Genomic DNA, 21,307 nt, shown 5'->3' on the forward strand with positions numbered 1-21,307 from the left:
CGGTCGAACCCGCTTTCGAACCCGCAGCGCGCCCGGCGGCGCCCCGCCGGGCCTGCTCCGGGCCCGGCCCATGGCACCTGTTCGCCGCTTTTCGCGGCGTTCCACTGAGTTATCGGACGAACAGTTATACTTGTCCGCTACATCCCCGCTACCGCCACGCGCTTCCCGACCGCACCAGACTCTCTATGCGAATGAAATTGAAGAACATCGGCCTGATTGCCGCGGGCCTCGCCACGGGCGTGTTCGCCACGCTGCAGATTTCCGCGTCGGCCGAGCAGACCGCCACGGCGCCGCTTCCCCTCGACCAGCTCCGCCTGTTCGCGGAAGTATTCGGCCAGATCAAGCGCGAGTACGTCGAACCGGTCGACGACAAGAAGCTGCTGACGGCGGCGATCAAGGGCATGGTGTCGAGCCTCGATCCGCACTCGTCGTTCCTCGACAAGACCGACTATGACGAGCTGCAGGAGCAGACGAAGGGCCGCTTCGCGGGTCTCGGCATCGAGATCTCGCAGGAAGACGGCCTCGTCAAGGTGATCTCGCCGATCGAGGACACCCCCGCATTCCGCGCCGGCATCCGTCCGGGCGACCTGATCACGCGCATCAACGACAAGCCGGTGCGCGGCATGACGCTCGACAAGGCCGTCAAGCAGATGCGCGGCGAGCCGGGCACCAAGGTCACGCTGACGATCTTCCGCAAGAGCGACGACCGCACGTTCCCGGTCACGGTCACGCGCGCGATCATCAGGGTCCAGAGCGTGAAGATGAAGATGCTCGACCCCGGCTATGCGTATATCCGCATCACGAGCTTCCAGGAGCGCACGACGCCCGATCTCGCCGCGAAGCTGCAGGACATCGCGCGCCAGCAGCCGAACCTGAAGGGCCTGGTCCTCGACCTGCGCAACAACGGCGGCGGCCTGCTGCAGAGCGCGGTCGGCGTGGCCGGCGCGTTCCTGCCGCCCGACTCCGTCGTCGTGTCGACCAACGGCCAGATCCCCGATTCGAAGCAGGTCTACCGCGATACGTACGACAACTATCGCCTGCCGTCCTTCGACGGCGATCCGCTGAAGAACCTGCCGCCGGTCTTCAAGACCGTGCCGATGATCGTGCTGACGAACGCGTATTCGGCGTCCGCGTCGGAAATCGTCGCCGGCGCGCTGCAGGATTCGAAGCGCGCGCAGATCATGGGCAAGACGACGTTCGGCAAGGGCTCGGTGCAGACGGTCCGCCCGATGACGGCCGACACCGCGCTGCGCCTGACGACCGCGTACTACTACACGCCGAGCGGCCGCTCGATCCAGAACAAGGGCATCACGCCCGACGTGCCGGTCGATCAGTACGCGGACGGCGATCCGGACGACGTGCTCGTGACGCGCGAGGTCGACTACACGAACCACCTCGCGAACACGCAGGACCCGAACGAGAAGAAGGAACAGGAAGAACGCGAGCAGCGCCGGATGGATCAACTGCGCATCCTCGAAGAGCAGAACGACAAGAAGACGCCGGAGCAACGCCAGAAGGACCGCGATCGCAAGCCGATCGAGTTCGGCAGCGCCGACGACTTCATGATGCAGCAGGCGCTCAACAAGCTCGAAGGCAAGACCGTCCAGGCATCGAAGTCGCTGCTCGCCGAGAGCACGACGAAGAGCCCGGCCGGCAAGGCTGCCGCGGCCTCGAAGGCATCGGGCGCGAACGCGAAGCCGGCTTCCGCACCGAAGCCCGCGTCGGCGCCGAAGTAAGCGCCGGCCGGCATCCGACGGGCCATCGCGGGAAGACCGCGATGGCCCGTTTTTCATGTGCGCCTAGTGTAGTGTTCGGTGCTAAGCGGTGCTGATGTGCCAGCGGATTCGTGCTCGTGGCAAGGCGCAAACCGCAGCGATGCCCAGTGGCATCGCGAGGATTTGCAACGCAGCCACGGGCGCGAAGGCGCAGCACATCAGTGCCGATTAGCGCCGAACACTGCACTAAAATACGCAGATACCGTCCGCGCCGCCGCCCGCGGCATGCTTCGCCCGATCTCCCCATGAACGACGATCAACTCCTCCGCTACTCCCGCCACATCCTCGTCGACGAAATCGGCATCGACGCGCAGCAGCGCTTTCTCGACGCGCACGCGATCGTCGTCGGCGCGGGCGGCCTCGGCTCGCCCGCCGCGATGTACCTCGCGGCATCGGGAGTCGGCACGATCACGCTCGTCGACGCCGATACGGTCGACCTCACGAACCTGCAGCGGCAGATCCTGCACGTGACGTCGTCGGTCGGCCGCAGCAAGGTCGAATCGGGGCGCGACGCGCTCGCGCAACTGAACCCCGACGTGAAGGTGAACGCGGTCGCGGAGCGCGTCGACGACGCGTGGCTCGACGCGCACGTGCCGGCCGCGACCGTCGTGCTCGACTGCACCGACAACTTCGCGACGCGGCACGCGATCAACCGCGCGTGCGTCGCGCACGGCGTGCCGCTCGTGTCGGGCGCCGCGCTGCGCTTCGACGGACAGATCAGCACGTTCGATTTCCGCGATGCAACTGCACCCTGCTATGCGTGCGTGTTTCCGGAAGACCAGCCGTTCGAGGAAGTCGCGTGCGCGACGATGGGCGTGTTCGCGCCGACGGTCGGGATCATCGGCGCGATGCAGGCTGCCGAAGCGCTGCGCGTGATCGGCGAAATCGGCACGACGCTCAACGGGCGGCTGATGATGCTCGATTCGCTGCGGATGGAATGGACGACGATGAAAATCGCGCGCCAGGCCGACTGCCCCGTCTGCGGGGGCCGGCACTGACGCGCGTCGGACGCATGCGCCGGCCGGCGCATGCATGACACTTCACGGGAGTTAGCGGCGCCGCGGGCGCCTGAGCTGCATAAGCGGCATAAGCGACCTAAGCGGCCGCATCCGCGCGCGGCTCGGCGACCGACAGCCGCTTCAGCGCCGCCTGCACTTCCTCCGGCTCGAATGCGGCAAGCACGTCGGCCGTCGGTTTCTCGAGCGCCTTCAGGTGCGCGCGCAGGATCTCCTGCTTCACGACGAGCAGCTGGCTCGGGTGCATCGAGAACTCGGTGAGCCCCATCCCGAGCAACAGGCGCGTGAGCGCCGGATCGCCCGCCATCTCGCCGCACACCGACACGGACACGCCCGCGCGCTTCGCTTCGCGCAACGTATAGGAGATCAGGTGCAGCACGGCCGGATGCAGCGGGTCGTACAGGTGCGCGACCGCGTTGTCCGCGCGATCGATCGCGAGCGTGTACTGGATCAGGTCGTTCGTGCCGATCGACAGGAAATCGAACCGCTTCAGGAACAGCGGCAGCGCGATCGCCGCGGCCGGAATCTCGATCATCGCGCCGATGCGCACGTTCGGATCGTATGCGAGCCCCGCGTCGTCGAGCTGGCGCTTCGCCTCGCGGATCAGGTCGAGCGTCTGGTCGATCTCCTGCGCGTGCGCGAGCATCGGGATCAGGATCTTTACCTGGCCGAACGCGGACGCGCGCAGGATCGCGCGCAACTGCGTGAGGAACATCTGCGGCTCGGACAGGCTCCAGCGGATCGCGCGCAGGCCGAGCGCCGGGTTCGGCGCCGTCTCGTAGCCCTCGTCGAGCGCCTCGAGCGGCTTGTCCGCGCCGACGTCGATCGTGCGGATCGTCACCGGCATGCCCTTCATCCACTCGACGGCCCGCTTGTATGCGGCGAACTGCTCCTCCTCTTCCGGCATCTCCTTCTGATGCATGAACAGGAACTCGGAGCGGAACAGGCCGACGCCGACCGCGCCGGCGTCGACGGCCGCCTTCGCATCGTCGGGCAGCTCGATGTTCGCGTACAGGTCGATCTTGGTGCCGCACAACGTTTGCGTCGGCGAGAATTTCAGGCGCTGCAGCTTGCGTTGCTCGAGCAGCTTCTCGGACTGGCGGTACGAGTATTCCTCGAGGACGATCGGCGCCGGATCGACGATCACGATGCCCTGGTCGCCGTCGACGATGATCAGGTCGTCCTGGCGGATCAGCGCGCTCGCGTGCTGCACGCCGACCGCGGCCGGAATGCCGAGGCTGCGCGCGACGATCGCCGTGTGCGACGTGCGGCCGCCGAGGTCGGTGACGAACGCCTGGAACGACTGCGTCTTGAACTGCATCATGTCGGCCGGCGCGATGTCGTGCGCGACGACGATCATCTCGTTGGTGCCGTTCGCGGCCGCGCGGTCGAGCGCCTGCGACGCGGACGGCGCACCGGCGAGCGCCTTCAGCACGCGCTCGACCACCTGCTCGATGTCGGCCTTGCGCTCGCGCAGGTATTCGTCCTCGATGTCGTCGAAGTGGCGCGTGAGCAGCTCGAGCTGCTCGGTCAGCGCCCACTCGACGTTGTAGCGGCGCGTGCGGATCAGGTCGATGGTTTCCTGCACGAGCATCGCGTCGCTCAGGATCATCATGTGGACGTCGATGAATGCGCCCACTTCGCTCGGCGTGTCGTCGGTCAGGTCGGCGCGCAGCGCTTCGAGTTCGTGATGCACGACGTCGAGCGCCGTGCGGAAACGCTCGACTTCGGCGTCGATCTGGTTCGCCTCGATCAGGTAATGGGCGACGTCGAGCGCCGCCGGCGCGATCAGATACGCTCGCCCGATCGCGATACCTCGTGAGACGGGAATGCCTTGCAGCGTGAAGGACACGCGCACCTCCTCTGTACAAGTAAAGCCGCGGCACACTGCTGCGATGCGCTTATGACCCCGGTTAGCGATTATAAATTCCGCGACTCCCTGTTGACTGCATGCAGCGCAACATTGCGCATTCCGCATCAATGCTTTCGACGAAAAAAATGCCGCGAAATCCGCGGCATTCTGGCTGGAAACGGCAACGATCCCGCGCGACGATCACTGGCCTTCGCCGAACTTGTCGGCGATCAGCTTCAGCAGCGCGCCCATCGCTTCCCGCTCGTCGGGCCCTTCGGTCTCGATCGTCACGGTGCTGCCGATGCCCGCCGCCAGCATCATCACGCCCATGATGCTCTTCGCATTGATCTTGCGCCCGTTGCGTGTCATCCAGACTTCCGACTGGAAGTTGCCGGCCAGTTGCGTAAGCTTGGCCGATGCGCGCGCATGGAGCCCCAATTTATTGACGATAGTGGTTTCTTGTTGAAGCATGATTCTCGGTCGGGTCGGTCGGAGCCGCCGGCGGTGCGCGTCGGCGGTGCTGTCTAAAACGAAAAACGCAGTGATCAGTGCGATTCGGTGCGCGGCTGCGGTTCGGGCGGAATCGGCGCGCACTGGCCGCAGCCGGCTTCCGTCGGCGGCGGCGGCGTGCCGGCCGCCACTTCGTGGACGCCCTTCGCGCCGCCGGACAGCGCCTTGTCGACGAGCTTGTCGAGCGGCACGGTGCGATAGCAGACGGCCCGCACGAGCATCGGCAGGTTCACGCCCGCCAGCACGCGCACGTTGTCGATCTTCGCGAGCTGGCCCGCGATGTTCGCGGGCGTCGCGCCGTACATGTCGGTCAGCACGACCACGCCGTTCTCTTCCTTGAGCCGCGCGAGTTCCGCGTGCGCGAACGCCATCACCTGGGTCGGATCGCTGTCCGCCATCACGTCGATACAGCCGATGCGCGCGGGCACGCCGCCGTAGATGTGCGCGATGCAGTCCCGCAGCGCGGTGGCGAGCGGTGCGTGCGCGATGATCAGGATCCCGGCCATGTCAGATCGCTCCCGGCCGCCCCTGGCGGGCCGATACCCCGCGGCGGGGCAAAAAGCGTAGCGAGTGTGGGAAGCGTTTCATGTTCAGCCTTGCAACAGTGTCGGCCCGACCGCCGGGCCTTCGGTGCGCCGATCTCGGCACCGGGCAAGCGGGCATTGTAGCAGGCCGGTCAAGCTGCTCCGGCGACGGGGGACCTGCGCGGGCCGCCGCCGGGGTTGCGCGGGAAAACGGCCTACGCGGCCGCGCGCTCCAGCGCGTCGATGAACATCGCGGCGACGTCGAAGCCCGTCTGCTCCATGATCTCGCGGAAGCACGTCGGACTCGTGACGTTCACCTCGGTCAGCCAGTCGCCGATCGCATCGAGGCCGACCAGCAGCAGCCCGCGCGACGCGAGCACGGGCCCGAGCGTCCCGGCGATCTCGCGATCGCGGGCAGTCAGCGGCTGCGCGACGCCGAGCCCGCCCGCGGCGAGATTGCCGCGCACCTCGCTGCCCTGCGGAATCCGCGCGAGCGAATACGGCACGGGCTCGCCCGCGATCAGCAGGATCCGTTTGTCGCCGGCCTTGATCTCGGGAATGAACTTCTGAATCATCAGCGAGCGCGTGCCGTCGTGGCCGAGCATCTCGATGATCGCGCCGAGATTCATCCCGTCGGCCTTCACGCGGAACACGCCCATCCCGCCCATGCCGTCGAGCGGCTTCACGATCACGTCGCCGTGCTCGGCGTGGAACGCGCGCAACCGCGCGGCATCGCGCGTGACCAGCGTCGGCGCGACGAATTGCGGAAACTCGCCGATCGCCAGCTTCTCCGAATGGTCGCGGATCGACTGCGGCTTGTTGAACACGCGCGCGCCCGCGCGCTCGGCCAGTTCGAGCATCCACGTGGCCGTCACGTACTCCATGTCGAACGGCGGGTCCTTGCGCATCAGCACCGCGCCGAACGACGTCATTTGACGGGATTCATGCGCGGCCGCCTCGTACCACGGATGGCGATGCAGGTCGGCCGTATCGCCGACGATCGTCACGCGCTGCACGTCCGCCTCGACGCCCGACCCGGTCCACGCAAGCTGGTGCGGCTCGCACGTGTAGATCACGTGCCCGCGCCGCGCGGCCTCCGCCATCATCGCGTAGGTCGAATCCTTGTAGATCTTGAAGCGCTCGAGCGGGTCGGCGATAAAAAGAATGTCCATGCGGGTCCTGTACGTAGCGAAGGTCCGTTACACCTGGATGGCTTCGGGATCGGTCTTTTCCAGTTCGATCGACGACGCGATCAGCGACAGCCGCGCGACGACGCCGTACATGTAGAAACGGTTAGGCGGCGCGGCGCCCGGCTTGGCGCCGGCATCCGGCAGCGCGGTGTGCTCGAAGCCGAGCGGCACGTAGTGCATGCCGGGCGCGTTCAGGTTCTGGTCGCGCTCGCGGCCGCCGTGCGTGCGGTAGAAGCCGCCGACCACATAGCGGTCGATCATGTATACGACGGGCTCGGCCACTTCGTCGCCGACGCGCTCGAACGTATAGACGCCTTCCTGCACGATCACGTCGCGCACCGCGAGGCCGGCCTTCGACTCGGCCATCTGCGCGCGCTCGGCCTTCGACATGCGGCCGATCTCGGCCGCGTCGTGCACGGTCATCACGCCGCGCCCCGCCGTGCCCGCGTCGGCCTTCACGACGACGTACGGCTTCTCGCTGATCCCGTATTCGCGGTACTTGCGCGCGATCTTCTTCAGCACACCGTCGATCGCGTCGGCGAGCGCCTGCTCGCCTTCATGCGCCTGCCAGTCGACACCCTCGACGTGCGCGAAATACGGATTCACCATCCACGGATCGACGCCGACCATCTTCGCGAACTTCTTCGCGACGTCGTCGTAGCACGAGAAGTGCGTCGACTTGCGGCGCACGGCCCAGCCCGCGTGCAGCGGCGGCAGCAGGTACTGCTCGTGCAGGTTTTCCAGCACGGCCGGGATACCGGCCGACAGGTCGTTGTTCAGCAGGATCGAGCACGGATCGAAATTCTTCAGGCCGAGGCGGCGCTGCGAACGCTCGAGCGGTTCGAGCACGATCTTCTGCCCGTCGGCCAGCGTGATCGGCGTCATGTCGGTGATGCTCGGGTCGAGCGAGCCGAAGCGCACGTTCAGGCCGGCCTGGCGCATGATCGTCGCGAGCCGCGCGACGTTTTCCAGGTAGAACGCGTTGCGGGTCGGCAGCTCGGGGATCACGAGCAGGTTCTTCGCGTCCGGGCAGATCTTCTCGATCGCGGCCATCGCGGCCTGCACGGCGAGCGGCAGCACTTCGGACGGCAGATTGTTGAACGCGCCGGGGAACAGGTTCGCGTCGACGGGCGCCAGCTTGAAGCCGGCGTTGCGCAGGTCCACCGAACAATAGAACGGCGGGGTATGTTCCTGCCATTCGAGCCTGAACCAGCGTTCGATCGCAGGCGTCGCGTCGAGGATCTTCCGCTCGAGTTCGAGCAGCGGACCGTTCAACGCGGTAACGAGGTGGGGAACCATGAATCACTCGCGAGCGGGAGAATGAAGATTGTAGAGCAATTGCCCTGTCCATTTGGGGATTGTTCCCGGCTTCGCAAGGGTTTGGAGGAAGTTTTCGGCTATTGACCCGATAGCGCGAAGGGTTATGCGCTACGGCAGCACGCGGCAGGAGAAAAAAAGCCCGCCGGGTGGGCGGGCCGAAGTCGCTGCGCTCATTCGTGGCGGGCGCCGTCTCCGCGGCGGCCCGCCGTGCATCCTTATGACTTATTCGACATGCTCGCCGTGCAGGATCACGTCGAGGCCTTCGCGCTCTTCCTCTTCGGACACGCGCAAGCCCATCGTCAGGTCGATCAGCTTCAGCAGCACGAAGCTCAGCACGCCGCTGTAGACCAGCGTGATCAGCACGCCCTTCGCCTGCAGCAGCAGGCTGCCGTCGAAGCCGCCGATGTCCTTGACCGCGAACACGCCCGTCAGCAGCGCGCCGAGAATCCCGCCCACGCCGTGGACGCCGAACGCGTCGAGCGAATCGTCGTAGCCGAGCTTCGACTTGAGCCACGTGGCCGACCAGAAGCAGATCACGCCCGCCGCGATGCCGATCACGAGCGCACCGGCGACGCCGACGAAGCCGGCAGCCGGCGTGATCGCCACGAGACCCGCGACCGCGCCCGACACGATACCGAGCACCGACGGCTTGCCCTTCGCGATCCATTCGGCAAACATCCAGCCGAGCGCCGCGCAGGCCGTCGCCACTTGCGTGGTCAGCATCGCGAAGCCGGCACGGCCATCAGCCGCGACCGCCGAACCCGCGTTGAAGCCGAACCAGCCGACCCACAGCATCGAGCCGCCGATCATCGTCAGCACGAGGTTGTGCGGCGCCATCGATTCGCGACCGTAGCCGACGCGCTTGCCGAGCACCAGGCACGACACGAGGCCCGCGATACCGGCGTTGATGTGCACCACCGTGCCGCCCGCGAAGTCGAGCACGCCGTCGGCCGACAGCCAGCCGGTCGGCTCCCACACCATGTGCGCGATCGGCACATAGACGATCAGCGACCAGAGCGTCATGAACACGAGCATCGCCGAGAACTTCATCCGGTCGGCGAACGCACCGCAGATCAGCGCCGGCGTGATGATCGCGAACGTCATCTGGTAGACGAAGTAGACCGATTCCGGAATCGTCGTCGCCAGGTGGCTGACGGTCAGCGTCGTCGCCTTGTCGCCCTTGATGTAGTTCATCCCGTGCAGGAACACGCGCGACAGGCCGCCGATGAAACCGTTGCCCGGCGTGAACGCGAGGCTGTAGCCGACCACCGTCCACAGCACCGTGATCACCGCGGTGATCGCGAAGCTCTGCATCACGGTCGCGAGCACGTTCTTCTTGCGGACCATGCCCGCGTAGAACAGCGCGAGGCCGGGGATCGTCATGAACAGCACGAGCGCGGTGGAGGTCAGCATCCACGCGGTGTCGCCGGCGCTGATCTTCGACGAATCGACGGAGAACGGCGCGGTCGGCGCGGCGGGTGCGGCCGGCGCGGACGCAGCGGCGGCGGCCGATGCGTCGGCGGCGCCCGAAGCCGGTGCGGCGGCGGCCGCTGCAGCGGATGCGTCAGGCGCGGCGCTTGCCGTCGCGGCGGGTGCCGCGGCAGCCGATGCGTCGGAAGCCGTTGCGGCGGGCGCGGACGCAGCCGCGGCGGACGCCGCGTCGTCGGCGAGCGCGGGGCCGACGCCGGCCGCGATCAGCGAGCCGGCCATCAGCAGGGACATCAGAAGTTTGCGCATCTTGGGTTTCCTCTTGTCGCTTGTCTTGTCTGTTCTGTTACAGCGCGTCAGCGCCCGTCTCCCCGGTGCGAATCCGGATCACTTGTTCGATCGGCGTCACGAAGATCTTGCCGTCGCCGATCTTGCCGGTGCGCGCGGCCCGCTCGATCGCCTCGACCGCCTGGTCGACGAGATCGTCGGACACGGCCGCCTCGATCTTCATCTTCGGCAGGAAATCGACCACGTATTCGGCGCCGCGATACAGCTCGGTATGCCCTTTCTGGCGCCCGAACCCTTTTACCTCCGTCACCGTGATACCCGAGACGCCGAGCGCCGACAGCGCTTCGCGCGTCTCATCGAGCTTGAACGGCTTGATGATTGCGGTAATGAGTTTCATGAAGTCCTCTCGCTGGGTTGTCCCGTCGAATTGGTTGGAATGTTGTAACGGACTCTTCTCAGCAACTCGCATGCCATGTTCGTCCGAGCGCCGTCTCGAAGGGCTCAGTAACGGGGTCGCATCCTGTGATGTAAGGTGCGGAAGCCCGGCCGAATGGCCAACATGGCCCGGTTTGCTGGCGCGGCGAAAGGATCGTTGCTAGAGTGCACGCACGTCCCGGCTCGCCGGGACATTCACCCATGCGGGCGCCATGCCCGGATTTCGCGCTCCGGGCGCACCATTTCCGGTCATGCGTGCATCATGGGCACGTACGCAACTGAAGATGCACAATTTTTGTGCAAGGAAGGGGAATCACATGAAGCAACCCAGCGACGTTTTCCACGATCTGCAGTCGCGCGTCAGCGACCTGCTGAAAAACTCGCCGGCCAAGGACGTCGAGCGCAACGTGAAGGCCATGCTGTCGCAAGGCTTCTCGAAGCTCGATCTCGTCACGCGCGAGGAATTCGACACGCAGGCGCAGGTGCTCGCCCGCACCCGCGTGCGCCTCGAGGAACTCGAAAAGCGCGTCGCGGAGCTCGAGCAGAAGCTCGCGGCACCGCAGGCCTGACGCCCGCCACCCGACCGCAAGGTCCGGGCGCGGGCCGCCTCGCGCGGCCCGCGCCCGCCGCCCCGAAGCCGTACCGCCGTTCTTCGTAGTCCATCGTTCTTCGCAGCTCCCCGCTCTTCGCTGTTCATCGCTCTTCGCAGTCCGTCGTTCCGCAGTCCCTCGTTCTTTCCCCGCGCCACGCCGGCAAGCGCGCACCGATTCCTCCGATTCCCGCGGCATGCGGCCCCGAACGGCCGTCGCCCGTCTGTTTACAGGAGCCTCGCCATGTCGCTCGCCGTGGTGCGCAGTCGCGCGCCCGCATCCGGCCGCGCGCCGGACGTTACCGTCGAAGTCCATCTCGCCAACGGGTTGCCGTCGTTCTCGATCGTCGGCCTGCCCGATCTCGAAGTCCGTGAAAGCCGCGAGCGCGTCCGCGCCGCGCTGCAGAACTGCGGCTTCGAGTTCCCCGTGCGCCGCATCACCGTCAACCTCGCGCCGGCCGATCTGCCGAAGGAGTCGGGCCGGTTCGACCTGCCGATCGCGCTCGGCATTCTCGCCGCGAACGGCCAGATTCCGGCCGACGCGCTGGCCGGCCGCGAATTCGCTGGCGAGCTGTCGCTGACCGGCGCGCTGCGGCCGATGCGCGGCGCGTTCGCGATGGCGTGCGGCGCGGCACGGGACCGGCGCGCGGGCGAAACCGGATCGGGCCTCGGTTCCGGCCCGGGCCCGGATTCGGTCGCCCTGTCCGGCTCCGCGGCAACGGCGCGTCCGCCCGAGCTGTACCTGCCGCTCGACAGCGCGGCCGAGGCGGCGCTCGTGCCGGGCGTCACGGTATTCGGCGCGCCCGACCTGCCCGCGCTGTGCGCACACCTCGCCGATGCGCCCGACGGGCGACTGATGCCGGTCGCGGCGCCCTGCCTCGACGGCCTGCCGGCGCCGGCCGCGCCCGACCTCGCGGACGTGATCGGCCAGCGCGGCGCCCGGCGCGCGCTGGAAGTCGCCGCCGCGGGCGGTCATCACATGCTGATGGTCGGCCCGCCGGGGGCAGGCAAGTCGATGCTGGCCGCGCGGCTGCCGGGCCTCCTGCCGCCGCTGACCGACGACGAGGCGCTGACGTCGGCCGCGCTCCTTTCCGCGAGCCGCCTCGGCTTCTCGCCCGCGCAATGGCGCCGGCGGCCATTCCGCGCGCCGCATCACTCGTCGAGCGCCGCCGCGCTGGTCGGCGGCCGCAACCCGCCGCAGCCGGGCGAAATCACGCTCGCGCACCTCGGCGTGCTGTTCCTCGACGAACTGCCGGAATTCGACCGGCACGTGCTCGAGATGCTGCGCGAGCCGCTGGAAGCCGGCCGCATCACGATCTCGCGCGCGGCGCAGCAGGCCGACTTCCCGGCCGCGTGCCAGTTGATCGCCGCGATGAACCCGTGCCCGTGCGGCTGGCACGGCGATCCGTCCGGGCGCTGCCGCTGCACGCCGGACGTCGCCGCGCGCTACCTGCGCAAGCTGTCTGGGCCGCTCGTCGACCGCATCGACATCCAGATCGACCTGCCCGCGCTGTCGCCGGCCGAACTCGCGTCGCGCGCGTCGGCGCCCGGCGAACCAAGCGCCGCGGTGGCCGCGCGGGTTGCGCAGGCGCGCGCGCTGCAGCTCGGCCGGCAGGGCAAGACGAATCACATGCTGAGCGGCCGCGAGACCGACGACCTGTGCCGGCCGACCGACGAAGGCGAGCGGCTGCTGCGCGAAGCCGGCGAGCGCTTCGGCTGGTCGGCGCGCGCGTATTTTCGCGTGCTGAAGGTCGCGCGGACGATCGCCGACCTGGCCGGCGACCCGCTGCCGACGGCCGCGCAAATCGCCGAGGCGATCCGCTACCGGCGCGTGCTTACGTCGCTCTGAGCGCCCTCGGAGGACAAAATCCGGCTGTCAAGACTTGACTTATGCACAATTTCGCGAATCTGGCCCCGGATCATGGCTCGCCGGGGCCCGCTCATCGCAAAATTCGTATCCCTTTGTTTTTATTGATATTTCCCCAAACCCGGACGAGCGGCAAAACGGGCCGGAGGGCCGCCCGGTGCGGCTCAGCGGGAAATCCGGCCGACTTTTCAACAAAGTTATCCACATGCGCTGTGGATAGCCGAAAAAACCTCGCAAAATCCGGCGACTAGCGCCGAAAGCTGCGAATGAACTTTCAGTTGTCACGCAGTGTCTGAGCGCCCTCTCCGGCCGTCGTCAGTCGAGTTTGAACGAGCCGAAAAACTGGTCGAACTGCTCCTGGGCGAGCGGCCCGTCGGCGATCACGACAGCCTGGTACGCGTGCCGGCCGCGCGCGGCAAGCCGCGCGACGATCGTCTTGCGGGCGCGATCGCCGCCGGCGGCCGCGCCCGCGATGCGCAGCTCGAGCCCGTTCACCGCGCCGCCGGCCGCCAGCGGCACGGGCACCGAAGCCGTCTGCGGCGTACCTTCGAGATTGCGCGACAGCCCGGCGCGCAGGAACTCGAGCGCCGCGCGGCGCGTGTCGTCGCGGTCGTCGGGCAGCGTCAGCGTGCCGACCGCGAACACCGCGCCGTCGACGTGCGCGGCCTGCATCCGCATCGGCATCGACGTGCCGCCGATCGCAACCGGCTGCTCCTCGACGGTCGGCTTCGCCGGCAGGTCGATCGTGTAGCCGGCGTCGTTGTGGAGCGTGCGCCAGTCGTACGACGGCGAGCACGCGGCCAGCACGGCGCTCGCGCAGGCGAGCGCGGCGAAGTGTCGCAGCGGACGAAACAGGGGGCGCAACGAATCGAAGACTTCCTTCGGCATGGCGTGGATCGGGCAGGCAAAAAGGGCCATTATCCGCCGAACGTGAAAACCGGGATGCGTGGCCGCCGCCGGTGCGCGCACCGCATTCGCGCTAAAATGGGCGCCGAATTTCGACGTCCTTTGCATTGATCCGCGTCATCGACCGACTCCGAGAGCACCGCAGATGAACACCACGCCTCCCGCCCGCCGCAGCGCCGGCCCCGCCCGCTACATCGTCGCGGCCGTCGTCGTCGCGGCCATCGCCGTAGCCGGCTTCTTCGCGTTCAACGGCAAGTCCAGCGCGCCGGACGCGACGTTCACGCTGCTGTCGGGCCAGAAGGTCTCGACCTCCGGCGACCTGAAGGGCAAGGTCTATCTCGTGAACTTCTGGGCGACGAGCTGCGCGACCTGCATGCAGGAAATGCCGCAGATGGTCGATACCTATAACCGCTTCAAGGGTCAGGGGCTGGAATTCGTCGCGGTCGCGATGAACTACGATCCGCCGATGTACGTCGCGAACTATGCGCAGACGCGCCAGTTGCCGTTCAAGGTCGCACTCGACGACGGCAGCGTCGCGAAGCAGTTCGGCAACGTGCAGCTCACGCCGACGACCTTCGTCGTCGACAAAAACGGCAAGATCCTGAAGCGCTACGTCGGCGCCCCGCAGTTCGCGGAACTCGACGCGCTGCTCAAGAAGGCGCTCGACGGCAACGCGGCCTGAGCGCCGCCTGATCCGGATCGAAGGGCCGCGCGCAGCACCCTTCCCCGCCAACGGACCGCACGACCGGCCAGCCCGGTTCCGCGGTCCGTTTGCTTTTCAGCGCTCGGTTTCGCCTTTCGCCGACAGCCCGTAGCGCTTCATCTTCTCGTACAGCGTCGCCTTGCCGACATGCAGACGGTCGGCCGTCGCGGCGACCGCGCCGCCCGTCTGGTTCAGTGCCTCAGCGATCACCGCGCGCTCGAACTGCTCGATGCGCTCCTTCAGCGTCTGCTCGTTGTCGGCAGCGTCGCCACCCGCGCCCGTTTCCTGCGGCATGTCGGCCACGCCGAGCACGAAGCGGTCGGCCGCGTTGTGCAGCTCGCGCACGTTGCCGGGCCAGTCGCGCTGCATCAGGCTCGCGCGCTGCCGGTCGGTCAGCACGGGCGCGGGCCGCCCGTAGCGCACGGCCGCATCGAGCATGAAGTGCTCGAACAGCGGCACGATGTCCTCGCGGCGCTCGGCGAGCGGCGGCAGCGCGATCGTCACGACGTTGAGCCGGTACAGCAGGTCGCGCCGAAACGTACCGGCCGCGACGAGTTCGCTCATGTCGCCCTTCGCGGCCGCGACGACGCGGCAGTTCACGCGGATCGGCTGGTTCGAGCCGAGCCGCTCCAGCACGCCGTCCTGCAGCACCCGCAGCAGCTTCACCTGCAGCGCGAGCGGCATGCTTTCGATTTCGTCGAGGAACAGCGTGCCGCCGGACGCGTATTCGAGCTTGCCGACGCGCCGCTTCGCGGCGCCGGTGAACGCGCCGGGCTCGTAGCCGAACATCTCCGACTCGAACATCGGCTCGGGCAGCGCGCCGCAATTCACCGCGATGAACGGCTTGTCGCGGCGCGGCGACAGCTCGTGCAGGCTGCGCGCGATCAGTTCCTTGCCGGCGCCGGTGTCGCCGTTGATCAGCACCGACGCATCGGTCGGCGCGACGTTCGCGATCAGCTTGCGCACCTGCTCGATCGCGGGGCTGCGGCCGATGATGCGCGGCGCGACGACGTTCTGCCCGGCCAGCTCGCGCCGCAGCGCATGGTTCTCGAGCACGAGCTCGCGCCGCTCGAGCGCGCGGCGCACCGTCTCGATCAGGCGCTCGGCCGCGAACGGCTTTTCGATGAAGTCGTATGCGCCGTCGCGCATCGCCTGCACGGCCATCGAGATGTCGCCGTGCCCGGTGACGAGGATCACGGGCACGTCGGGCACGCGCTCGCGGCACTGCGCGAGCACGTCGAGCCCGCTTGCGCCGGGCAGCCGGATGTCGCTGACGATCGCGCCCGCGGTGTCCGCGACGATCGCCTTCTCGGCCGCTTCGGCCGACTCGAAGCCGGCGACGTCGAAGCCCGCCAGCTGAAGGCTCTGCACGCTCGCCCGGCGAACGAGCGCATCGTCTTCGATATAGATCACTTGCAGCCGGTTGGCCATCGTACTCACTTGCTCCTGACGGGCCGCGCGGCAGTGTTGCGCGCGCGGCGGCGTTGATGCCGGTCGTTCGCCGACCGGGCCTAGTGCGAGCCCGCCGGCTCGGACACGGAGTCCGGATGATGCGTGCGCGCGCGCCGCAGCGTCAAGACGAACAGCGCGCCGCCCGACGGCGCGTTGCGCGCGGTCAGCGCACCGCCCGCGTCGCTCGCGATCGACGACGAGATCGCGAGGCCGAGCCCGAGCCCGCGCCCCATTTCCTTGGTCGTGAAGAACGGCTCGAACAGGCGCGGCAACAGGTCGGGCGCGATGCCGGGGCCGTTGTCGCGCACCTCGACCGCGAGCGTCGCGGCCGACACCGCGATCGTCACTTCGATCGCGGGCGCCGCGATGCCCGCGACCGCGTCGAGTGCGTTGCCGAGCAGGTTGATCAGCACCTGCTCGAGGCGCAGGTCCTCGCAACGTGCGACAAGCTCGGGGTAGTCGCGCGCCAGATCGAGCGGCACGCCGTGCGCGGGCGATACGGTCGCGTCCTGCAGCGTCAGCGTGAGTGCGACGCCGCGCAGGCGATCGCCGAGCAGCGACAGTACGCTGCGCAGCGCACGCACGACGAGCGCCCGCTCGTTGCGCGGCTTCGCACGGCCGACGAACAGCTTCAACTGGTTCGTGATCTTGCCCATCCGCTCGGTGAGCGCGGCGATCGCCTCGAGGTTCTCGCGCGCGGCCGCCTGCTCGCCGCGATCGAGCAGCACGCGCGTGTTGTCCGAGAAGCTGCGCAGCGCCGCGAGCGGCTGGTTCAGTTCATGCGTGATGCCGGCCGCCATCTGGCCGAGCGCGGCCAGCTTGCTCGCCTGGATCAGTTCGTCGTGCGCGGCGCGCAGCTCCTGCTCCGCGCGGATCCGGTCGCCGACTTCCTTCTGCAACTGCTCGTTCGCTTCCGACAGGTCGGCCGTGCGCTCCTCGACGCGCCGGTTCAGCTCCGCATACGCCTGCTGCAACAGCGCGCGGCCGCGGATCATTTCGCGCACGCGCGCGCGGCGCATCCGCCAGTAGAACGCGAGCAGCGCGACCGACACGAAACCGAAGCCCGTGACGATCGTCGCGTTGCGCGCATCGGCGTCGATCGGCGCGATCGGCGCGAGCGTGACGAGCAGCCAGTCGGGCTCGCCGATCCGCCGCTTGCTGGCCAGGAAGCGCGGCGCGCGCAGGCCCGCGCCGAGGCGCACGATCTCCGCATCGGCGCCGAGCGTCTGCTCGATGCGCAGCGGCAGCGGTGTGACGGGCTGCTGCGCGTACTGGCGCGTCTCGTAGATCGACGCGGCGACGGGCCCCGTCAACGGCCGCAGCGTGTGGTATTTCCACGCGGGCACCGACGACAGGAACACGACGCCGTGATCGTCCGCGACGACGAGCGGCTCGGACGCGTCAGCGCCCTGGAACCATTCGAGATTGAGCTTCACGACCACGACGCCCGCGATCTTGCCGTCGCGCCATACGGGCTGCGAGATGTAGTAGCCGGGATCGCGCGAGATCGTGCCGATCCCGAAGAAGCGGCCGACCCGGCCGTTCATCGCGTCGAGGAAGTAGGGGCGGAAACGGTATTCGATCCCGACGAAGCTGTCGGGCGCGCGCCAGTTGCTGGCGGCGACGCACAGGCCGTCCGCGCCGATCACGTAGGTGACGGTCGCGTGCGCGTGTTCGTTGAGATCTTCGAGATAGCGGTTGACGCGTGCGGTGTAGTCGCCGCGCTTCGGCTCGGCGAGCAGGTCCTGCACATACGGATGGCTGCCGAGCAGATAGGGCAGCGATTCGTAGCGGTCGAGCGTGCTCTTGAGCGCGTTGGTGGTGCGGTCGACGCGCACCGCGGCGTTGCGCTGCAACTCGGCGACGCCGCGTTGCCAGGTAATCGTCCACGTCAGCGCGCACGCCGCGACGAGCGCGGCGGCAAGCACGACGAGGATGAGCAGGCGGCGCTTCACGGTCGAGGCTTCCTGGCGATGCGGATCGCCTATTGTGTCATAGGCCTCCCTGTCAACGCCTCGGCCGCCGCGTGCCGCGCCGCCGGCGGGCGGTGCCGCCGCCTGCTCCTTCACGACGTCAGACGCCGGCCGTCTCGGTCGCCGAGACTTCGCCGCCGCCCTTCAGCGCCTGGCGCAGCTTGTTGCGGTCGAGCTCCTTCTCCCAGGCGGACACGACGACCGTCGCGACGCCGTTGCCGACGATGTTGGTCAGCGCGCGACATTCGCTCATGAAGCGGTCGATGCCGAGGATCAGCACCATGCCCGACAGCGGGATCGTCGGCACGACGGCCAGCGTCGCGGCGAGCGTGATGAAGCCCGCGCCCGTCACGCCGCTCGCGCCCTTCGACGTCAGCATCGCGACCGCCAGCAGCGTGAGCTGCTGCATCCACGTCAGTTCGATGTTGGTCGCCTGCGCGATGAACAGCACGGCCATCGTCATGTAGATGTTGGTGCCGTCGAGGTTGAACGAATAGCCGGTCGGCACGACGAGGCCGACGACCGAACGCGAGCAGCCGGCCTTCTCGAGCTTTTCCATCAACTGCGGCAGCGCGGCTTCCGACGAGCTCGTGCCGAGCACGATCAGCAGCTCTTCCTTGATGTAGGACACGAAGCGGATGATCGAGAAGCCCGTGAAGCGCGCGATCGCGCCGAGCACGACGAGCACGAACACGACCGACGTCAGGTAGAACGTGCCGATCAGCTTGAGCAGCGGCACCAGCGAGCCGACGCCGTACTTGCCGATCGTGAACGCCATCGCGCCGAACGCGCCGATCGGTGCCAGCTTCGTGACGATGTGCACGATGCCGAACAGCACGCGCGTGAGCCCGTCGATGAAATCGGTGACGACCTTGCCGCGCTCGCCGAGGTGCGCGAGCACGCTGCCGAACAGCAGCGCGATCAGCAGGATCTGCAGGATTTCGCCCTGCGCGAACGCATCGACCATCGTGTTCGGGATGATGTGCATCAGGAAGTCGACCGTCGACTGCCCGTGCGCCTTCGCCGCGTACGACGCGACGGCCTTGCCGTCGAGCGTCGCCGGGTCGATGTTGAAGCCGACGCCCGGACGCAGGATGTGCGTGGCCGCGAGGCCGAGCAGCAGCGCGAAGGTCGACACGACCTCGAAGTACAGCAGCGCCTTGCCGCCGACGCGGCCGACCTTCTTCATGTCCTCCATGCCGGCGATGCCGGTGACGACCGTACAGAAGATGATCGGACCGATCACCATCTTGATCAGCTTGATGAACCCGTCGCCGAGCGGTTTCATGTCGGTGGCGAGCGCCGGGTAGTAGTGGCCGAGGATCACGCCGACGATGATGGCGAAGATCACCTGCACATAGAGCACTTTGTAGAAGGGTTTCTTCTTCACGATGGTTCCTGCTGAAGTAGATGAGCCGGTGGATACGGCGTCACGCGCGCAGGCGAATGTCAGGGGAAGAGCATTCGCCCGCGCGGCTGCCGTGCCGCAACAAGCGATGCCTCACGACATCCGGAGGGGGAGGAAGGCAGTGGTCATCGATTGTCTCCTGTCGACCCGAGTTAGCGCTTCAGCGCTTACTTGGGTCCCATGCAACGCTTGGTTTAATAGTCAGGCCGAGTGGGCGGCCGTGCGTTTTATATCGCAAGGTCGATGCCAGGTTTCCGTAACCCCTCAAACCATTGTTTTCATTGTATTTCTCATAATGCGGCAGGCAAGGAAATCCGGGATTCCGGATTTCCGGAAAATATCCGTCCGGCGATCCGGACGGATTGGCACTTTGATCAGACGAATCAGTGCTGCACGGCCTCGCCGGCCAGCAGGCCGGTTTGCGCGTAGAACTCCTGCTGCGCGAACGCGTCGCGCTCGCGCTGCGCGCGCTCGCCGCGATCCGCGAGCGAGCCGACGACGATCCCGATGAACGCGAGCGGCACCGACACGAGCGCCGGGTTGTCGAGGAACACCGGCGCGTGCGCGTGGTGCAGCACGTCGACCCACACCGACTTCGACAGCACCGTGAGCACCACCGCCGACGCGAGGCCGAGGCCGCCGCCGAGCACCGCGCCACGCGTCGTCATCCCGCGCCAGAAGATCGACATCGCGAGCACCGGGAAATTCGCGCTCGCGGCCACCGCCGCGACGAGCCCGACCATGAACGCGACGTTCACATGCTCGAACAGGATCGACAGCCCGATCGCGACGGCCGACAGCACGATCGTCGCCGCGCGCGAGATGCGCATCTCCAGGCGCTCGTCGGGCTTGCCGCGCGCCCACATCTGCGCATACAGGTCGTGCGAGATCGTCGTCGCGCCGGCGAGCGTCAGGCCCGCGACCACCGCGAGGATCGTCGCGAACGTGACGGCCGCGATGAAGCCGTAGAACCAGTTCCCGCCGACCGCCTGCGCGAGCTTCACCGCGACCATGTTCGAGCCGCCGAGCAGGTCGTGCGTGAGGTTGAACGTGCCGTTCGCGCCGAGCTTGAAGAATTCGGGATGCTGCGCGAGCAGCACGATCGCCGAGAAGCCGATCACGAAGGTCAGCAGGTAGAAGTAGCCGATGAAGCCGGTCGCGTAGAGCACCGACTTGCGCGCCTCCTTCGCGTTCGGCACCGTGAAGAAGCGCATCAGGATGTGCGGGAAGCCGGCCGTGCCGAACATCAGCGCGATGCCGAGCGACAGCGCGTTGGCCGGATCGCGGATCAGCTTGCCGGGCCCCATGATGCCGAGCGCGCCCGGATGCACGGCCACCGCGCGGCGGAACATCTCGTCGACGCTGAAGCCGAATTCGCCGAGCGCGAGCAACACGAGCAGCGTCGCGCCGCACAGCAGCAGCACGGCCTTGATCACCTGCACCCAGGTGGTCGCGGTCATCCCGCCGAAGAACACGTAGACGACCATCAGCACGCCGACGATCAGCTCCGCCGTGCCGTACGACAGCCCGAACAGCAGCTGGATCAGCTTGCCCGCGCCGACCATCTGCACGACGAGGTACAGCACGACGATCGTCAGCGCGTTCGCGGAGGTCAGCAGCCGGATCGGCCGCTGCGCGAAGCGGTACGCGACGACGTCGACGAACGTGAACTTGCCGAGGTTGCGCAGCGGCTCGGCGATCAGGAACATCACGAACGGCCAGCCGACCAGAAAGCCGATTGAATAGATGAGCCCGTCGAAGCCGAACATGAACACCATGCCGGACAGCCCGAGGAACGACGCGGCCGACATGTAGTCGCCCGCGATCGCGAGGCCGTTCTGCAGCCCGGTGATGCCGCCGCCGGCCGTGTAGAAGTCGCGTGTCGAGCGCGTGCGGCGCGCGGCCCAGCGCGTGAGCGCGAGCGTCGCGAACACGAACGCGAAGAACATCCCGATCGCGACCGGGTTCAGCTCGACCTTGTCGGGCATCGGGCCCGCGACCGATACCGCATGGGCGGCGGAGGAAACGAGAATGGCAAGCGCGCCGAGCGCGATCGATGTGCGTCGCATGT

At 67.6% G+C, this 21,307-nt stretch carries 17 protein-coding genes; 5 read left to right on the forward strand and 12 right to left on the reverse strand.

Translation table 11 applies throughout. The features are described 5' to 3' along the window. Nucleotides 1-185 precede the first annotated feature (185 nt). Nucleotides 186-1,736 carry a S41 family peptidase gene (locus ACM6JT_RS03490; protein ID WP_414855970.1) on the forward strand — a complete coding sequence of 517 codons (1,551 nt, stop codon included), beginning with the start codon at nucleotides 186-188 and terminating at the stop codon, nucleotides 1,734-1,736. 284 nt (nucleotides 1,737-2,020) lie between these two features. Beyond that, complete coding sequence (locus ACM6JT_RS03495; RefSeq protein WP_243564936.1) at nucleotides 2,021-2,773, forward strand: HesA/MoeB/ThiF family protein; 753 nt, start codon at nucleotides 2,021-2,023, stop codon at nucleotides 2,771-2,773. Between the two features lie 97 nt (nucleotides 2,774-2,870). Here ACM6JT_RS03495 and ptsP read toward each other — a convergent pair whose 3' ends face one another. The 7 genes from ptsP to ACM6JT_RS03530 all read right to left on the reverse strand — a co-directional run bounded on the left by ptsP (nucleotide 2,871) and on the right by ACM6JT_RS03530 (nucleotide 10,300). Further along, nucleotides 2,871-4,643 carry a phosphoenolpyruvate--protein phosphotransferase gene (gene ptsP / locus ACM6JT_RS03500; RefSeq protein WP_072437651.1) on the reverse strand — a complete coding sequence of 591 codons (1,773 nt, stop codon included), beginning with the start codon at nucleotides 4,641-4,643 and terminating at the stop codon, nucleotides 2,871-2,873. A 201-nt stretch (nucleotides 4,644-4,844) separates the two neighbouring features. Then, the gene (locus ACM6JT_RS03505; protein ID WP_414855971.1) at nucleotides 4,845-5,114 is read right to left on the reverse strand and encodes an HPr family phosphocarrier protein; all 270 of its coding nucleotides are present in this window, start codon (nucleotides 5,112-5,114) and stop codon (nucleotides 4,845-4,847) included. A 74-nt stretch (nucleotides 5,115-5,188) separates the two neighbouring features. Then, nucleotides 5,189-5,659, reverse strand: coding sequence for a PTS sugar transporter subunit IIA (locus ACM6JT_RS03510; RefSeq protein ID WP_034179121.1), 471 nt, complete (start codon nucleotides 5,657-5,659; stop codon nucleotides 5,189-5,191). A gap of 233 nt (nucleotides 5,660-5,892) precedes the next feature. Continuing rightward, nucleotides 5,893-6,849 (reverse strand): glutathione synthase, encoded by a 957-nt coding sequence (gene gshB, locus ACM6JT_RS03515; protein ID WP_034179122.1) that lies wholly within the window; start codon nucleotides 6,847-6,849, stop codon nucleotides 5,893-5,895. A 27-nt stretch (nucleotides 6,850-6,876) separates the two neighbouring features. After that, nucleotides 6,877-8,166, reverse strand: a complete 1,290-nt coding sequence (gene gshA / locus ACM6JT_RS03520; protein WP_034179123.1) for a glutamate--cysteine ligase — start codon at nucleotides 8,164-8,166, stop codon at nucleotides 6,877-6,879. 243 nt (nucleotides 8,167-8,409) lie between these two features. Continuing rightward, complete coding sequence (locus ACM6JT_RS03525; protein WP_034179124.1) at nucleotides 8,410-9,924, reverse strand: ammonium transporter; 1,515 nt, start codon at nucleotides 9,922-9,924, stop codon at nucleotides 8,410-8,412. A gap of 37 nt (nucleotides 9,925-9,961) precedes the next feature. Continuing rightward, entirely contained in the window at nucleotides 9,962-10,300 is a 339-nt protein-coding gene (locus ACM6JT_RS03530; protein ID WP_006398175.1) for a P-II family nitrogen regulator, read from the reverse strand. 355 nt (nucleotides 10,301-10,655) lie between these two features. Between ACM6JT_RS03530 and ACM6JT_RS03535 the strand changes: the two genes are divergently transcribed. Then, nucleotides 10,656-10,907, forward strand: coding sequence for an accessory factor UbiK family protein (locus ACM6JT_RS03535; protein ID WP_034179125.1), 252 nt, complete (start codon nucleotides 10,656-10,658; stop codon nucleotides 10,905-10,907). Nucleotides 10,908-11,171: 264 nt separating this feature from the next. Continuing rightward, nucleotides 11,172-12,776, forward strand: a complete 1,605-nt coding sequence (locus ACM6JT_RS03540) for a YifB family Mg chelatase-like AAA ATPase (RefSeq protein ID WP_105389621.1) — start codon at nucleotides 11,172-11,174, stop codon at nucleotides 12,774-12,776. 333 nt (nucleotides 12,777-13,109) lie between these two features. Here ACM6JT_RS03540 and ACM6JT_RS03545 read toward each other — a convergent pair whose 3' ends face one another. Beyond that, on the reverse strand, nucleotides 13,110-13,682 hold the full coding sequence (locus ACM6JT_RS03545) for a hypothetical protein (protein ID WP_105389619.1): 573 nt from the start codon (nucleotides 13,680-13,682) through the stop codon (nucleotides 13,110-13,112). A 163-nt stretch (nucleotides 13,683-13,845) separates the two neighbouring features. Between ACM6JT_RS03545 and ACM6JT_RS03550 the strand changes: the two genes are divergently transcribed. Continuing rightward, nucleotides 13,846-14,382: a peroxiredoxin family protein gene (locus ACM6JT_RS03550; RefSeq protein ID WP_034179128.1), complete on the forward strand. Its 537-nt coding sequence runs from the start codon at nucleotides 13,846-13,848 to the stop codon at nucleotides 14,380-14,382. A 96-nt stretch (nucleotides 14,383-14,478) separates the two neighbouring features. Here ACM6JT_RS03550 and ACM6JT_RS03555 read toward each other — a convergent pair whose 3' ends face one another. From ACM6JT_RS03555 to ACM6JT_RS03570, 4 genes are all read right to left on the reverse strand, one after another. Further along, nucleotides 14,479-15,834, reverse strand: a complete 1,356-nt coding sequence (locus ACM6JT_RS03555; protein WP_034179129.1) for a sigma-54-dependent transcriptional regulator — start codon at nucleotides 15,832-15,834, stop codon at nucleotides 14,479-14,481. 80 nt (nucleotides 15,835-15,914) lie between these two features. Beyond that, nucleotides 15,915-17,924 (reverse strand): sensor histidine kinase, encoded by a 2,010-nt coding sequence (locus ACM6JT_RS03560; protein ID WP_034179130.1) that lies wholly within the window; start codon nucleotides 17,922-17,924, stop codon nucleotides 15,915-15,917. 4 nt (nucleotides 17,925-17,928) lie between these two features. Next, entirely contained in the window at nucleotides 17,929-19,218 is a 1,290-nt protein-coding gene (locus tag ACM6JT_RS03565; protein ID WP_034179131.1) for a dicarboxylate/amino acid:cation symporter, read from the reverse strand. A 401-nt stretch (nucleotides 19,219-19,619) separates the two neighbouring features. Next, nucleotides 19,620-21,305, reverse strand: coding sequence for a cation acetate symporter (locus tag ACM6JT_RS03570; RefSeq protein ID WP_175748958.1), 1,686 nt, complete (start codon nucleotides 21,303-21,305; stop codon nucleotides 19,620-19,622). Between the last annotated feature and the right edge of the window lie 2 nt (nucleotides 21,306-21,307).

Origin of the sequence: Burkholderia sp. IT-111MI5 (assembly GCF_949752865.1) — a bacterium.
GTDB classification, from domain to species: Bacteria; Pseudomonadota; Gammaproteobacteria; order Burkholderiales; family Burkholderiaceae; genus Burkholderia; species Burkholderia pyrrocinia_C.

Coding starts and splice junctions, on each gene's coding strand:
- ACM6JT_RS03510 (WP_034179121.1), bottom strand. CDS start 5,659: ATGGCCGGGATCCTGATCATCGCGCACGCACCGCTCGCCACCGCGCTG.
- ACM6JT_RS03545 (WP_105389619.1), bottom strand. CDS start 13,682: ATGCCGAAGGAAGTCTTCGATTCGTTGCGCCCCCTGTTTCGTCCGCTG.
- ACM6JT_RS03490 (WP_414855970.1), top strand. CDS start 186: ATGCGAATGAAATTGAAGAACATCGGCCTGATTGCCGCGGGCCTCGCC.
- ACM6JT_RS03555 (WP_034179129.1), bottom strand. CDS start 15,834: ATGGCCAACCGGCTGCAAGTGATCTATATCGAAGACGATGCGCTCGTT.
- ACM6JT_RS03540 (WP_105389621.1), top strand. CDS start 11,172: ATGTCGCTCGCCGTGGTGCGCAGTCGCGCGCCCGCATCCGGCCGCGCG.
- ACM6JT_RS03530 (WP_006398175.1), bottom strand. CDS start 10,300: ATGAAACTCATTACCGCAATCATCAAGCCGTTCAAGCTCGATGAGACG.
- gshA (WP_034179123.1), bottom strand. CDS start 8,166: ATGGTTCCCCACCTCGTTACCGCGTTGAACGGTCCGCTGCTCGAACTC.
- gshB (WP_034179122.1), bottom strand. CDS start 6,849: ATGGACATTCTTTTTATCGCCGACCCGCTCGAGCGCTTCAAGATCTAC.
- ACM6JT_RS03535 (WP_034179125.1), top strand. CDS start 10,656: ATGAAGCAACCCAGCGACGTTTTCCACGATCTGCAGTCGCGCGTCAGC.
- ACM6JT_RS03495 (WP_243564936.1), top strand. CDS start 2,021: ATGAACGACGATCAACTCCTCCGCTACTCCCGCCACATCCTCGTCGAC.
- ACM6JT_RS03525 (WP_034179124.1), bottom strand. CDS start 9,924: ATGCGCAAACTTCTGATGTCCCTGCTGATGGCCGGCTCGCTGATCGCG.
- ACM6JT_RS03550 (WP_034179128.1), top strand. CDS start 13,846: ATGAACACCACGCCTCCCGCCCGCCGCAGCGCCGGCCCCGCCCGCTAC.
- ACM6JT_RS03505 (WP_414855971.1), bottom strand. CDS start 5,114: ATGCTTCAACAAGAAACCACTATCGTCAATAAATTGGGGCTCCATGCG.
- ACM6JT_RS03570 (WP_175748958.1), bottom strand. CDS start 21,305: ATGCGACGCACATCGATCGCGCTCGGCGCGCTTGCCATTCTCGTTTCC.